This is a genomic window from Streptococcus australis (assembly GCF_901543175.1).
Classification (GTDB): Bacteria; Bacillota; Bacilli; order Lactobacillales; family Streptococcaceae; genus Streptococcus; species Streptococcus australis_A.
This window is the reverse complement of sequence record NZ_LR594040.1, coordinates 1544944-1558672: the sequence shown is the minus strand read 5'-3', so window position 1 is coordinate 1558672 and position 13729 is coordinate 1544944. Positions and strand designations below refer to the sequence as shown.

Annotated in this window: 17 protein-coding genes; 14 read left to right on the top strand and 3 right to left on the bottom strand. The window is 42.5% G+C overall.

What is annotated here, in order from left to right; all coding sequences use genetic code 11:
* The first annotated feature begins 11 nt into the window (after positions 1 to 11).
* The 6 genes from FGK98_RS08055 (at position 12) to dnaJ (ending at position 6516) form a co-directional block, all read left to right on the top strand.
* Positions 12 to 524 (top strand): DUF2812 domain-containing protein, encoded by a 513-nt coding sequence (locus FGK98_RS08055; protein WP_138100751.1) that lies wholly within the window; start codon positions 12 to 14, stop codon positions 522 to 524.
* A gap of 160 nt (positions 525 to 684) precedes the next feature.
* Positions 685 to 1719, top strand: a complete 1035-nt coding sequence (gene hrcA, locus FGK98_RS08050) for a heat-inducible transcriptional repressor HrcA (protein WP_138101059.1) — start codon at positions 685 to 687, stop codon at positions 1717 to 1719.
* 38 nt (positions 1720 to 1757) lie between these two features.
* Complete coding sequence (grpE, locus tag FGK98_RS08045) at positions 1758 to 2261, top strand: nucleotide exchange factor GrpE (protein ID WP_138100750.1); 504 nt, start codon at positions 1758 to 1760, stop codon at positions 2259 to 2261.
* 457 nt (positions 2262 to 2718) lie between these two features.
* Entirely contained in the window at positions 2719 to 4542 is a 1824-nt protein-coding gene (gene dnaK, locus FGK98_RS08040; RefSeq protein WP_138100749.1) for a molecular chaperone DnaK, read from the top strand.
* Between the two features lies 1 nt (position 4543).
* The gene (locus tag FGK98_RS08035; RefSeq protein ID WP_138100748.1) at positions 4544 to 4984 is read left to right on the top strand and encodes a hypothetical protein; all 441 of its coding nucleotides are present in this window, start codon (positions 4544 to 4546) and stop codon (positions 4982 to 4984) included.
* Between the two features lie 395 nt (positions 4985 to 5379).
* Positions 5380 to 6516, top strand: coding sequence for a molecular chaperone DnaJ (dnaJ, locus tag FGK98_RS08030; protein ID WP_138100747.1), 1137 nt, complete (start codon positions 5380 to 5382; stop codon positions 6514 to 6516).
* Between the two features lie 79 nt (positions 6517 to 6595).
* On the opposite strand, the gene FGK98_RS08025 is transcribed toward dnaJ, so the two are convergent.
* The 3 genes from FGK98_RS08025 to FGK98_RS08015 form a co-directional block, all read right to left on the bottom strand.
* Complete coding sequence (locus tag FGK98_RS08025) at positions 6596 to 7255, bottom strand: hypothetical protein (protein ID WP_138100746.1); 660 nt, start codon at positions 7253 to 7255, stop codon at positions 6596 to 6598.
* Between the two features lie 63 nt (positions 7256 to 7318).
* Complete coding sequence (locus FGK98_RS08020) at positions 7319 to 7597, bottom strand: hypothetical protein (RefSeq protein ID WP_000777766.1); 279 nt, start codon at positions 7595 to 7597, stop codon at positions 7319 to 7321.
* Positions 7598 to 7606: 9 nt separating this feature from the next.
* The gene (locus tag FGK98_RS08015) at positions 7607 to 8017 is read right to left on the bottom strand and encodes an HIT family protein (RefSeq protein WP_138100745.1); all 411 of its coding nucleotides are present in this window, start codon (positions 8015 to 8017) and stop codon (positions 7607 to 7609) included.
* 67 nt (positions 8018 to 8084) lie between these two features.
* On the opposite strand from FGK98_RS08015, the gene FGK98_RS08010 reads away from it, so the two are divergent.
* From FGK98_RS08010 to FGK98_RS07975, 8 genes are all read left to right on the top strand, one after another.
* Complete coding sequence (locus FGK98_RS08010) at positions 8085 to 8816, top strand: ABC transporter ATP-binding protein (protein ID WP_138100744.1); 732 nt, start codon at positions 8085 to 8087, stop codon at positions 8814 to 8816.
* Entirely contained in the window at positions 8813 to 9862 is a 1050-nt protein-coding gene (locus tag FGK98_RS08005; RefSeq protein WP_138100743.1) for an ABC transporter permease, read from the top strand. The genes FGK98_RS08010 and FGK98_RS08005 overlap by 4 nt, the downstream gene beginning before the upstream one ends.
* Before the next feature lie 47 nt (positions 9863 to 9909).
* Positions 9910 to 10704, top strand: a complete 795-nt coding sequence (gene ccrZ, locus FGK98_RS08000) for a cell cycle regulator CcrZ (protein WP_138100742.1) — start codon at positions 9910 to 9912, stop codon at positions 10702 to 10704.
* On the top strand, positions 10701 to 11336 hold the full coding sequence (gene trmB, locus FGK98_RS07995; RefSeq protein ID WP_001266088.1) for a tRNA (guanosine(46)-N7)-methyltransferase TrmB: 636 nt from the start codon (positions 10701 to 10703) through the stop codon (positions 11334 to 11336). The genes ccrZ and trmB overlap by 4 nt, the downstream gene beginning before the upstream one ends.
* A gap of 126 nt (positions 11337 to 11462) precedes the next feature.
* Positions 11463 to 11942 carry a ribosome maturation factor RimP gene (rimP, locus tag FGK98_RS07990; protein WP_000338695.1) on the top strand — a complete coding sequence of 160 codons (480 nt, stop codon included), beginning with the start codon at positions 11463 to 11465 and terminating at the stop codon, positions 11940 to 11942.
* A gap of 42 nt (positions 11943 to 11984) precedes the next feature.
* Positions 11985 to 13121, top strand: a complete 1137-nt coding sequence (gene nusA / locus FGK98_RS07985) for a transcription termination factor NusA (protein WP_000032278.1) — start codon at positions 11985 to 11987, stop codon at positions 13119 to 13121.
* A gap of 21 nt (positions 13122 to 13142) precedes the next feature.
* A complete protein-coding gene (gene rnpM, locus FGK98_RS07980) occupies positions 13143 to 13436 on the top strand; it encodes an RNase P modulator RnpM (RefSeq protein WP_000857560.1) in 294 nt (97 codons plus the stop codon).
* Positions 13429 to 13728 carry a YlxQ-related RNA-binding protein gene (locus FGK98_RS07975; RefSeq protein WP_138100741.1) on the top strand — a complete coding sequence of 100 codons (300 nt, stop codon included), beginning with the start codon at positions 13429 to 13431 and terminating at the stop codon, positions 13726 to 13728. The genes rnpM and FGK98_RS07975 overlap by 8 nt, the downstream gene beginning before the upstream one ends.
* The last annotated feature ends 1 nt before the right edge of the window (position 13729 follow it).

Below are 13729 nucleotides of genomic sequence, written 5' to 3'. Positions count from 1 at the left end.
GGGGTAAGACAATGAATAGCAGAGTAGAATTTCGGATTTTCACTATTATTGATTTTGACAAGGAAGAAGAATATTTACATGAGATGCATTTGAAAGGTTGGAAATATAGTAGGAATCGTTTTGGTTTTTTCTATTTTTACCAATGCCAGCCGGACGATGTCATTTATCGTATCAGTGATTCTAGATTTCTTAAAAAGTATAAATATGAACTGCAAGATTTTAGAAATAGAGATTGGGAATTGATAGAGACAGGTTCTTGTTCAATTCTTCGTAAATCATCTTCTGATTTACTTCCAGAGGATCAAGTCTATATGAGTAGGGGGCTCAAATGGGAAGTTGTGATTTCTAGAATTCGTTCATGCATAACTACTATCTCAGCTGGTCTTGTTATTTGTATGAGTTTGTTTAGAGAAAACCTGTCTCAATCTTTCTTCGTCATTTTTGCTCTATATGCCTTTATGATTTCTTATCTAATCTATGGTTTTTTCAGACTTAAAAGGAAATACCAAATTGATGAAAAGTAAGATTCTAGGTCTTTAGACTGATTTTTAGCACTCTTGGCAAAAGAGTGCTAATTTTTTGAGTTTTTGTCTTGACATTCTCTTTCAAGGGTGTATAATAGAATCATGAGTTAGCACTTAGATGTATCGAGTGCTAATTGATCGGACAGAGAGGAGTGATGAGATGGTTACAGAGCGTCAGCAGGATATTTTAAATCTGATTATTGACATCTTTACCAAAACGCACGAACCTGTCGGATCCAAAGCTTTGCAAGAGTCTATCAACTCTAGCAGTGCAACCATTCGTAATGATATGGCGGCTCTAGAAAAGCAAGGTTTGCTTGAGAAGGCGCATACTTCAAGCGGTCGGATGCCAAGTGTTGCTGGTTTTCAGTACTATGTGAAACACTCACTGGATTTTGACCGGCTGGCTGAAAATGAAGTCTATGAGATTGTCAAAGCCTTTGATCAGGAATTCTTCAAACTGGAGGATATTCTGCAAGAGGCTGCTAATGTCTTGACAGACTTGAGTGGCTGCACAGTTGTAGCGCTAGATGTTGAGCCGAGCAGGCAGCGTTTGACAGCCTTTGATATCGTTATTTTAGGGCAACATACAGCCTTGGCAGTATTTACCTTAGACGAATCGCGAACGGTTACCAGTCAGTTTCTGATTCCAAGGAACTTCTTGCAGGAGGATCTGCTGAAACTGAAGAGCATCATTCAGGAACGCTTCCTGGGGCACACCGTTCTAGATATTCACTACAAGATTCGGACGGAGATTCCGCAGATTATCCAGCGCTACTTCACAACGACGGACAATGTCATCGATCTCTTTGAACACATTTTTAAAGAAATGTTCAACGAAAACATTGTAGTGGCGGGCAAGGTTAATCTCTTGAATTTTGCCAATCTCGCAGCCTATCAGTTCTTTGACCAACCACAGAAAGTGGCTCTGGAGATTCGTGAAGGTCTGCATGAGGATCAGATGCAAAACGTTCGTGTTGCGGACAGTCAAGAATCCTGTCTAGCTGACCTAGCAGTGATTAGCAGTAAATTCCTTATCCCTTATCGTGGTTTTGGAATTCTGGCGATCATCGGTCCAGTCAATCTGGATTACCAGCAATTGGTCAATCAAGTCAATGTTGTCAATCGAGTCCTAACTATGAAACTCACAGATTTCTATCGCTATTTGAGTAGTAATCACTATGAGGTGAGTTGAACATGAAATTACACAAATTCCTAAAAAGGAGGCGAAAAATGTCTGAGGAAATAAAAAACGAAGAAGTAAAAGAAGAGGAAGTGGTAGAAACTGCTCCTGAGAAGTCTGAGTTGGACTTGGTAAATGAGCGTGCGGACGAGTTCGAAAACAAATACCTTCGTGCCCATGCTGAAATGCAAAATATCCAACGTCGTGCTAACGAAGAACGTCAAAACTTGCAACGTTATCGTAGCCAAGACCTAGGAAAAGCAATCCTACCGTCCTTGGATAACCTTGAGCGTGCCCTCGCCGTTGAAGGCTTGACAGACGATGTCAAAAAAGGTCTAGAAATGGTGCAAGAAAGCTTGATTCACGCTTTGAAAGAAGAGGGGATTGAAGAAATTGCAGCTGACGGCGAATTTGACCATAATTACCATATGGCAATCCAAACTCTTCCAGCAGACGATGAACACCCAGCAGATACCATCGCCCAGGTCTTCCAAAAAGGCTACAAACTTCATGACCGCATCCTAAGACCAGCCATGGTAGTGGTGTATAACTAGGATACAAAGCCCGTAAAAAGCTCACAGTAAAAATAGGAGATTGACGAAGTGTTCGATGAACACAAGGAAATCTATCTTTTTTACCCAGAGCTTAGGGCGTGTTCAACTAGGAGGTAAGTCAGAAATATGTGATTTCGTTGACGCACCCCCGCAAGGGTGATTAGACTGGTCACGAGCGTTTACGAAGTGAACTGCCAATCATCTACCACGCATAATTTCGACTTCTCGTATCATAATATAATAGAAAACTTGTCCGAAACGACAATAAACTATGAAGAAAGTTAAGAGGCAAGCCGGAGGCTTGCAAGGAAGATATTTCCCGCCGTGGTGAAGTAGGGGAATTTTTGAGACAATAGGCTCAAAAATTAGTGATGAAATCCCGGAGGGAGTTGCTCACGTCCCCACCACTTAAGGGGAATATCAAAAATAGAAAATTAAATAACAAGGAGAAAAACACATGTCTAAAATTATTGGTATTGACTTAGGTACAACAAACTCAGCAGTTGCAGTTCTTGAAGGAACTGAAAGCAAAATCATTGCAAACCCAGAAGGGAACCGCACAACTCCATCTGTAGTTTCATTCAAAAACGGAGAAATCATCGTTGGTGATGCTGCAAAACGTCAAGCAGTCACAAACCCAGATACTGTTATCTCTATCAAATCTAAGATGGGAACTTCTGAAAAAGTTTCTGCGAACGGTAAAGAATACACTCCACAAGAAATCTCAGCTATGATCCTTCAATACTTGAAAGGTTACGCTGAAGAATATCTTGGTGAAAAAGTAACTAAAGCTGTTATCACAGTTCCAGCTTACTTCAACGACGCTCAACGTCAAGCAACAAAAGACGCTGGTAAAATCGCTGGTCTTGAAGTAGAACGTATCGTCAACGAACCAACAGCAGCAGCGCTTGCTTATGGTTTGGACAAGACTGACAAAGAAGAAAAAATCTTGGTATTTGACCTTGGTGGTGGTACCTTCGACGTTTCTATCCTTGAACTCGGTGATGGTGTCTTCGACGTATTGTCAACTGCAGGGGACAACAAACTTGGTGGTGATGACTTTGACCAAAAAATCATTGACCACTTGGTAGCAGAATTCAAGAAAGAAAACGGCATTGACTTGTCTACTGACAAGATGGCAATGCAACGTTTGAAAGATGCGGCTGAAAAAGCGAAGAAAGACCTTTCTGGTGTAACTTCAACACAAATCAGCTTGCCATTCATCACTGCAGGTGAAGCTGGACCTCTTCACTTGGAAATGACTTTGACTCGTGCGAAATTCGACGATTTGACTCGTGACCTTGTAGAACGTACAAAAGTTCCAGTTCGTCAAGCCCTTTCAGATGCAGGTTTGAGCTTGTCAGAAATCGACGAAGTTATCCTTGTTGGTGGTTCAACTCGTATCCCAGCCGTTGTAGAAGCTGTTAAGGCTGAAACTGGTAAAGAACCAAACAAATCAGTAAACCCTGATGAAGTAGTTGCTATGGGTGCGGCTATCCAAGGTGGTGTGATTACTGGTGATGTCAAAGACGTTGTCCTTCTTGACGTAACACCATTGTCACTTGGTATCGAAACAATGGGTGGTGTCTTCACAAAACTCATCGACCGCAATACTACGATCCCAACATCTAAATCACAAGTCTTCTCAACAGCAGCAGACAACCAACCAGCTGTTGATATCCACGTTCTTCAAGGAGAACGCCCAATGGCAGCAGACAACAAGACTCTTGGACGTTTCCAATTGACTGACATCCCAGCTGCACCTCGTGGTATCCCACAAATCGAAGTAACATTTGACATCGACAAGAACGGTATCGTATCTGTTAAAGCCAAAGACCTTGGAACTCAAAAAGAACAAACAATTGTCATCCAATCCAACTCAGGTTTGACAGACGAAGAAATCGACCGCATGATGAAAGATGCAGAAGCAAATGCTGAAGCAGATAAGAAACGTAAGGAAGAAGTTGACCTTCGTAACGAAGTAGACCAAGCAATCTTTGCGACTGAAAAGACCATCAAGGAAACTGAAGGTAAAGGCTTCGATGCAGAACGTGATGCTACTCAAGTTGCCCTTGATGAGCTTAAGAAAGCCCAAGAAGACAACAACTTGGACGACATGAAAGCAAAACTTGAAGCATTGAACGAAAAAGCTCAAGGCCTTGCTGTTAAACTCTACGAACAAGCTGCAGCAGCTCAACAAGCTCAAGCAGGAGCAGAAGGCACACAAGCAACAGGAAACGCAGGCGATGACGTCGTAGACGGAGAGTTTACTGAGAAGTAAGATGACATTAGATTTTACAAATAGAAACCACGTTGACCTATATAATCAACTTTGCAGAGAAGCAAAACAAGATCTAGAAAGTACCAAGAGTCAAATAAGGGAATATTTCACAAGTGATCGTGTAGATGAATTAGAATTATATAAGGAAAAAATTCACGTAGCTAGGTTACGCTCGGAACAAATGGATTCATCATTAAATAATATTTTATCTTCCGTTTTCACACCAACTGTTGCAACAACTTTAACGCTTGCTATTACAATTCCATTTGAACTATCAGAAAAAGATCCTAATGTTATTAATTTAACCCTGTATATATCGGGTGCTATTGTAATCTTGTATATGCTCCGATTGGTATGGATTCGTCGTTTTAGTTCAAAATCTGAAAAGGAATGGACAAACATGAATAGGATTCTATACTTTTTAGAAAGTTATAAACCGTAATAAAATAAGGAAATCCAGAGGTTGCAACCCAGCCTCTGTTTTTCGGTAAAAAGGGATAGGACTTGAGTGGTTTGGGTTTTATCTCATCAATATAAAAGAAAGGAATTGAACCCGACCTAAATCGTGGTTTGGTTCAAAATATCAATAGAAAGGACAAAGAGCGTTAGAGAAATTGAACTCGAGCTCTGAGCTTTCTTACTTAATATAAAAGAAAGGAATTGAACCCGACCTAAATCGTGGTTTCGTTCTGCAATATTAATAGAAAGGAACAAAGAGCGTTAGAGAAATTGAACTCGAGCGGAAAGCTTGGAAATTAGATAAACCTCCTAAGAAATCAGGATTTCTTGTCGGTTTTCTAAATTTCAGTCGCTTTCTGTTCGCTCTTGGTATCTTGTATGAACAATACTGAATTTTATGATCGTCTGGGGGTGTCAAAAAACGCTTCGGCAGACGAGATCAAAAAGGCTTATCGTAAGCTTTCAAAAAAATATCACCCAGATATCAACAAGGAGCCTGGTGCTGAGGAAAAATACAAGGAAGTTCAAGAAGCCTATGAGACTTTGAGTGACGACCAAAAACGTGCTGCCTATGACCAATATGGTACTGCAGGCGCTAACGGTGGCTTTGGTGGTACTGGCGGTTTTGGTGGCTTTGACGGAGCAGGTGGTTTCGGTGGTTTTGAAGATATCTTCTCAAGTTTCTTCGGCGGAGGCGGTTCTTCACGCAATCCTAACGCTCCTCGCCAAGGTGATGACCTCCAATACCGTGTGAATTTGACTTTTGAAGAAGCCATTTTCGGAACGGAAAAAGAAGTTAAATACAACCGTGAAGCCAGCTGTCGTACATGTAATGGCTCTGGTGCTAAGCCAGGGACAAGTCCAGTCACTTGTGGACGCTGTCATGGCGCTGGTGTTATTAACGTCGATACGCAGACTCCGCTTGGTATGATGCGTCGTCAAGTAACCTGTGATGTCTGTCATGGTCGCGGAAAGGAAATCAAAGATCCATGTACAACTTGTCACGGAACAGGCCATGAAAAACAAGCTCATAGCGTACATGTGAAGATTCCTGCTGGTGTGGAAACAGGCCAACAAATCCGCCTAGCGGGTCAAGGTGAAGCAGGCTTTAATGGTGGACCTTATGGCGACTTGTACGTGGTGGTTTCAGTGGAAGCCAGCGATAAGTTCGAACGTGAAGGAACAAACATTTTCTACAAGTTGAATCTCAATATTGTCCAAGCAACCCTTGGTGATACTGTGGAGATTCCAACAGTGCATGGAGATGTTGAATTGGTCATCCCAGAGGGAACTCAGACTGGCAAGAAATTCCGTCTACGTGGCAAGGGAGCACCGAGCCTTCGTGGCGGTGCCGTTGGTGACCAATATGTTACTGTCAATGTCGTAACTCCGACAGGCTTGAACGACCGTCAAAAAGCAGCGCTTAAAGAATTCGCAGCTGCAGGTGACTTGAAAGTCAATCCAAAGAAAAAAGGCTTCTTTGACCATATAAAAGATGCCTTTGAAGGAGAATAAAACAAAAAGAGCCGTCGGGCTCTTTTTTGTATAATTGTGGGAAATTTAGGCATCGGAAAATCATTCTCCATATGGTTTGCTATTTGTACTTTTGAGTGAGCAAGCTAGCCGCATCCATCTCCTGAATGAGTTGCTTGATTTCCACTTCTTTGCCAGATTTCACGGTGATGGTATCAATGTGGTTGATTGCCGAATTATCCTGAATATCCACTAAAGTCAAAGCTTTTTTATAGAATACAATCCCCTTTTTTAGACTTTCCTGATCATTCCAAAAGAGAATTGAGTAATTGGGATTAAATTTCTTTCCGATTTCTTGGAGATACTTCTCGCTTTCTTTCTCTAAAAACTGCAATAAACCATGATTGAACAAGTTATCCCCTACTTTATAGTATGAAATTTCTCCTGTCTGGAGGACATAGACTTCGAGTCGATTTTTGGTGAGTTTTGGACTTTCTTTTAGGACTGGGTGGCTATTGACAACTTCATCTGGGAAAGTAACATAAAAATTTAAGCCTCCACCCTCGAATTGATACCTTCCATTTGATTCTACTTTCTCAGGAGGCATGTCAAGGGAGATAAAGATTTGTTTTAAGGTTTCATTTCCTTTTTGGATGTCACTCGGTGAGGCCTTGAAAAGATTCATCAGTAGTAGAAATGCCAAGGCTGCAAGCAGGCAGAGGCAACCACAAGGGATCGCGATGACCTTCGCTAGAACTTTTAAAAACTGTTTCACTTTCATTCCCTCCTTTTTCTTTTAGGACATGGTAACCCAAAAAGAGTTTAAGGAAAGTTGGAGACTCTCTTATCCTTGTTTTTCTTCTTGGAGGACTGCCATTCTGGTTTGGAAATCCTTTTCCAAGACTTTGAACTTGTAGGTCAAGTCTTTTTGGTATTCCTTGATAAGGGCTTTTTGTTGGTCGATGATTTGCAGGCTGTTTTGAATGATATCCAAATCCTCCTTCATAGCCTCGACACGGTCGCTAGTGTCTATAAACTCCTCCGTGATGGCTTGGCGATTTTTTACGACAAAATAACTTCCAGCTGCAGCTCCTACGAATAGCAGTAGATTTGATAGTTTCATGGCAACTCCTTAGGCATTTCTAATAGTTTCAGCGACTTGGGCAAGTTTGTCAAAGTCAGGTTCGTGGGCGATAAAGTCAATCTTGAGGTCATCTTCTGCACCATAGCGAGGTACGAGGTGCACGTGAGTATGAAAGACTGTTTGACCAGCAACTTCCTCACAGTTGGCGATGATATTCATGCCGACAGCCTTGGTAGCCTTCATAACTTTTTGAGCTACCAGTGGCACTTGGGCAAAGAGTTGGCTAGCACTTGCGGCATCCATCTCCAAAAGATTGCGATAGTGCTCTTTGGGTACGACTAAGGTGTGTCCAGGCGTTACTTGAGAGATATCAAGAAAGGCAAGAACCTGCTCATCCTCGTATACTTTTGAAGCAGGAATCTCCCCTGCGATGATCTTACAAAAAATACAATCTGACATAAAATCCACCTCTACTGTATTGAATTTTGATATAATATAGCTACATTATACCAGATTCGGAGAAAATATGTTAGAAATTAAAAACCTGACAGGTGGCTATGTTCATGTCCCTGTCTTGAAAGATGTGTCCTTTACAGTTGAAAGTGGGCAGTTGGTCGGTTTGATTGGTCTCAACGGTGCTGGAAAATCAACTACTATCAATGAGATTATCGGTCTTTTGACGCCTTACAGTGGGGAAATCAAGATTAATGGTTTAACCCTGCGAGAAGATGCGACCAACTACCGCAAGCAGATTGGCTATATCCCAGAAACGCCTAGCTTGTATGAAGAATTGACCCTCAGAGAGCATATCGAGACGGTTGCCATGGCCTATGGTATTGAGCAAAATATAGCTTTTGATCAAGTAGAACCTTTGTTGAAAATGTTCCGTCTGGATCAAAAATTAGACTGGTTTCCGGTCTATTTCTCCAAAGGGATGAAGCAGAAGGTTATGATTATCTGTGCTTTTGTGGTAGAACCGAGCCTCTTTATCGTGGATGAGCCTTTTCTTGGTCTTGATCCCTTGGCGATTGCTGACTTGATTCAGCTTTTGGAAGTAGAAAAACAAAAAGGCAAGTCCATCCTCATGAGTACCCACGTGCTGGATTCGGCGGAAAAGATGTGTGACGCCTTTGTCATTCTCCACAAGGGGGAGGTGAGGGCTCAGGGGAACCTCCAGCAACTGCGCGAAGCCTTTGACATGCCTGAAGCGAGTTTGAATGATATTTACTTGGCTCTGACCAAAGAGGAGGAGCTATGAAAGACTTGTTTTTAAAGCGAAAGCAGGCTTTTCGTAAGGAGTGTGTCGGTTATCTGCGCTATGTTCTCAATGACCACTTTGTCTTGTTTCTGCTGGTTCTCATCGGTTTTCTAGCTTACCAGTACAGTCAACTCTTGCAAGATTTTCCTGAAAATCACTGGCCAATCCTCTTGTTTTTGGGGATTGTATCTGCCTTGCTTTTGGCTTGGGGAGGAATCGCGACCTACATGGAAGTACCTGACAAGCTCTTTCTCTTAGTCAGTGAAGAGGAGGTCAAGTCCCACCTCAAAGGGCAGACGGTGCGCTCACTGGTCTTTTGGCTATTGGTACAGACTCTCTGCTTACTTCTTTTCGCGCCCTTATTTTTAGCCATGGGTTATGGCTTGCCAGTTTTTCTCATCTATGTGCTTTTATTGGGAACTGGGAAATACCTGATTTTTCGTCAAAAAGTTAGTAAATTTTTTACTGGGAACGGAATTGACTGGGACTATGTCATTGCCCAAGAAAGCAAGCGCAAGCAAGTCTTACTTCGTTTCTTCGCTCTCTTTACTCAGGTCAAGGGCGTTTCAAATAGTGTCAAACGTCGCGCTTATCTGGATTTCATCCTTAAAGCAGTTCAGAAAGCGCCTAGAAAGATTTGGCAAAACCTCTATCTCCGCTCTTACCTGCGAAATGGAGACCTCTTTGCCCTCAGTCTCCGTCTGCTCTTGCTTTCCATACTGGCGCAGGTCTTTATCGAGCAAGCTTGGATTGCGACGGCAGTGGTGGTTCTGTTTAACTATCTCTTGCTCTTCCAATTGCTAGCCCTCTATCACGCCTTTGATTACCAATACTTGACCCAGCTCTTTCCATTAGAAAAAGGGGAGAAAGAGAAGGGATTGAAACAGATTGTAGTTGGTGTGGGAAGTGCAGTTCTTTTGTTAGAATTGCTAGTTGGAGCAGTGGTTTTTCAAGAAAAAATAGCCTTGTTGGCTCTTGTAGGAGCTAGTCTCTTCCTACAATTGTTTTATTTGCCTTACCAACTAAAAAGATTGGTTGACGAATAGACCAAAAACTAGTAGAATAGTAAGGAAACTTTATACGGAGGAAAGAAATGGACTTGGGTGATAATGAGCTAACGCTGACCCCTATACCTGGGAAGAGCGGCAAGGCTTATATGGGAAGCTACCCTGATGGGAAGCGCGTCTTTGTAAAAATGAACACCTCTCCAATCCTACCTGGCCTAGCCAGAGAACAAATCGCTCCTCAATTACTATGGACTCGTCGTTTAGCGGATGGTCGAGATATGTGTGCCCAAGAATGGTTGACGGGCAAAATCTTGACCCCGTACGATATGAATCGCAAACAAATCATTACAATCTTGAATCGTCTCCACCGCTCACGTCCCTTGATGAAGCAGTTGAGTCGTTTGGGATATACCATGGAAAAACCAGTTGATTTATTGCGTTCTTGGCAACAAGAAGTACCAGAAATCTTGCAACAGAATCACTACTTGAACAGTGTGATTGCTGAACTAGGTAAGACGGTTCCAGGCTTTAGGGAAGACCATGCAACGATTGTGCATGGTGATCTTCGCCATAGTAATTGGATTGAGACAGAGAGTGGGCTTGTTTATCTAGTGGATTGGGATTCGGTTCGCCTAACGGATCGTATGTTTGATGTGGCGCATTTGCTATGCCACTACATTCCAGATCATCAGTGGCGTCAATGGTTGAGAGACTATGGCTATAAGTACAATCAGACAGTGTTAGATAAATTGTATTGGTATGGTCAGTATTCTTACTTGAGCCAGATTGCCAAATACTTTGTAAATCAAGATTTAGATAATGTAAACCGGGAGATTTATGCCTTGCGTGTCTTCCGTGACAAGTATGGAAAGAAGAGATGAGAGTTAGAAATCGTAAAGGGGCGACAGAATTACTAGAAGCCAATCCCCAGTATGTGGTCCTCAATCCCTTGGAAGCCAAAGGGAAATGGCGAGACTTGTTTGGAAATGATCATCCTATTCATGTTGAAGTTGGAAGTGGGAAAGGGGCCTTCGTATCAGGTATGGCCAAGCAAAATCCTGACATCAACTACATTGGGATTGATATCCAAAAGTCGGTATTGAGTTATGCCTTGGACAAGGTGCTTGAAGTTGGAGTGCCTAATATCAAGCTTTTATGGGTAGATGGTTCAGATTTGACCGACTACTTTGAAGACGGTGAGATTGATCGTCTCTACCTCAACTTTTCAGATCCCTGGCCTAAAAAACGCCATGAAAAACGTCGTTTGACCTACAAGAGTTTCTTGGATACCTTCAAGCGCATCTTGCCTGAGAATGGGGAAATCCATTTCAAGACAGATAATCGTGGCTTGTTTGAGTACAGTCTAGTGAGCTTTTCTCAGTATGGCATGAAACTCAATGGGGTTTGGCTGGACTTGCATGCCAGTGATTTTGAAGGCAATGTCATGACGGAATATGAGCAAAAATTCTCCAGCAAAGGTCAAGTGATCTACCGAGTTGAGGCAGAATTTTAAGAAATAGCTTGAAAACCAGCCGTTTGAGTGCTTATGCTTTACATAAATTGACAAACGTGCTATACTGATAGTAAGAATATGAGAAAGAGAGGCGGGGAAATATCTTCGCCTCTTGCTTATGAGGAGGTGGACGCAATCGCAACAATCGTAGAATTAGTCAGAGAAGTTGTAGAACCTGTCATCCAAGCGCCTTTCGAGCTCGTGGATATCGAGTATGGAAAGATTGGCAGTGACATGATTCTCAGTATTTTTGTAGATAAACCCGAAGGAATTACCTTGAACGACACGGCAGACCTGACAGAAATCATCAGTCCTGTCCTAGACACTATCAAGCCTGATCCCTTCCCAGAACAATATTTCCTAGAAATCACCAGTCCAGGCTTGGAACGTCCTTTGAAAACCAAGGACGCCGTCGCTGGAGCAGTTGGAAAATACATCCATGTTGGGCTCTACCAAGCTATCGATAAGCAAAAAGTCTTTGAAGGAACCTTAGTATCCTTTGAAGAGGATGAGTTAACTATGGAGTATATGGACAAGACACGTAAGAAAACTGTCCAAATTCCATACAGTTTAGTATCAAAAGCACGTTTAGCAGTTAAACTATAGAAAAGAAAGGATAGCTTTTGAGGATTCAAAAGTAAAAAGAACATGAGTAAAGAAATGCTAGAGGCCTTCCGCATTTTGGAAGAAGACAAGGGAATCAAAAAAGAAGATATCATCGACGCAGTTGTAGAGTCGCTTCGTTCCGCTTATCGCAGACGCTATGGTCAATCTGATAGTGTAGCCATCGACTTCAATGAAAAGACGGGTGACTTTACTGTCTATACTGTTCGTGAAGTTGTTGATGAAGTATTTGATAGCCGTTTGGAAATCAGCTTGAAAGATGCTCTTGCCATTAATTCTGCCTATGAGCTTGGTGACAAAATTAAGTTTGAAGAAGCACCAGCTGAGTTTGGTCGTGTAGCAGCCCAATCTGCTAAACAAACCATTATGGAAAAAATGCGCAAGCAAACACGTGCCATTACTTACAATACTTACAAGGAACATGAGCAAGAAATCATGTCTGGTACAGTAGAACGCTTTGACAACCGCTTCATCTACGTCAATCTCGGCAGCATCGAAGCCCAATTGTCAAAACAAGACCAAATCCCTGGAGAGGTGTTTGCTTCCCATGACCGTATCGAAGTCTACGTTTACAAGGTTGAAGACAACCCTCGTGGTGTCAACGTCTTTGTTAGCCGTAGCCATCCTGAAATGATCAAACGCTTGATGGAGCAAGAAATTCCAGAAGTCTACGATGGAACTGTTGAAATCATGAGCGTAGCCCGCGAAGCTGGTGACCGTACGAAAGTTGCCGTTCGTAGCCACAATCCAAACGTGGACGCTATCGGGACAATCGTTGGGCGTGGTGGTGCAAATATCAAGAAAATCACCAGCAAATTCCACCCAGCTCGTTACGATGCCAAGAGCGATCGCATGATTCCTGTCGAAGAAAACATCGACGTTATTGAGTGGGTAGCAGATCCAGCTGAGTTTATCTACAATGCTATCGCACCGGCAGAGGTTGACCAAGTTATCTTTGATGAAAACGACAGCAAACGTGCCTTGGTCGTTGTACCTGATAACAAACTTTCTCTTGCTATCGGTCGTCGTGGACAAAACGTTCGCTTGGCAGCTCACTTGACGGGTTACCGTATCGATATCAAGTCTGCCAGTGAGTTTGAAGCTATGGAAGAAGCAGGTCAAGTGGATTACGCAGCTGCGGACGAATTGACGGAAGAATAAAAGCTGCTAGAGGAGGGAAAGATGAAAACAAGAAAAATCCCTTTGCGCAAGTCTGTTGTATCCAACGAAGTGATTGATAAGCGTGATTTGCTCCGCATTGTCAAGAACAAAGAAGGACAGGTCTTTATCGATCCGACAGGCAAGGCCAATGGCCGTGGCGCTTATATCAAGCTAGACAATGCAGAAGCCCTAGAGGCAAAAAAGAAGAAAGTCTTTAACCGCAGCTTTAACATGGAAGTGGAAGAAAGCTTTTATGACGAGTTGATCGCCTATGTGGATCACAAAGTGAAAAGAAGAGAGTTAGGACTTGAATAAGCAAAAGATAAGTAATCTCTTGGGACTTGCTCAGCGAGCAGGGCGGATCATATCGGGTGAGGAATTGGTGGTCAAGGCTATCCAAGACCAGAAAGCCAAGCTAGTCTTTCTAGCACAGGATGCTGGTCCCAATCTGACCAAGAAGATTCACGATAAAAGTGACTATTATCAAGTAGAAGTTATAACCGTGTTTTCAACACTGGAATTAAGCATAGCAGTCGGAAAATCGAGAAAGGTTTTGGCTGTGACAGATGCTGGATTTACAAAGAAAATGAGGTCTCTTATGGAATAGA